This is a genomic window from Dellaglioa sp. CoH-57-MRSF-22, from assembly GCF_056781895.1.
In genome coordinates this window covers 1-546 of the sequence record NZ_JBXAXT010000057.1, presented here as the reverse complement: position 1 = coordinate 546, position 546 = coordinate 1, and the positions used below count along the sequence as shown (strand labels likewise).

Sequence of the window (546 nt, the reverse complement as noted above, 5' to 3'; positions counted from 1 at the left end):
CGTGTGTACATTGTGTTGTCCTTACTGAATGCGTTTGTTCATTTTGAATCGTGTCATATCGGCACCACGATAGGCCATGCGAATAGCCACATTTGCCATGATCGCGGGATCAATTTCGCGATACGTAGCACTCTTAACCATTCGTATAGTCGTTCTGGGAATGTTGTATTTCTTGTCTTTGAAGTACCGAACGACAAATACCCCGACCTCCGGTGGGAGGCGGGGTTTAATTTTTTCATACGTGGCAGCACCGCATGCAAAGTACATGCGATTGCAAAATGGCAGATACTTCCGCCACTTGCCTTTGTCATTATCGACTTTGAAGTCAGCCCATGAGGATTTGACTTCTACCATGACGATTTCGTTTTTGACGTGCACCGCCATTATGTCGGCACGTAGAGAACCGCCTTTATTGAGACCGACTTCGGCGCTGACCGCATACATCTTTTCACGCCAGTAATTTGCGACATGTTGTTTAATCAGCGTCGCGATCTCGGCCCGGGTCAATGTCGTTTTCTTAGCCACCAAAAGTCCTTCGTTGCTATG

At 47.3% G+C, this 546-nt stretch carries 1 protein-coding gene; it reads right to left on the bottom strand.

The annotated features are described in order from the left end of the window. Positions 1-21: 21 nt before the first annotated feature. Positions 22-546, bottom strand: a 525-nt coding sequence (locus AC1RPR_RS08115) for an MmcB family DNA repair protein (protein WP_481763455.1), incomplete at its 5' end; no start/stop codon positions are given.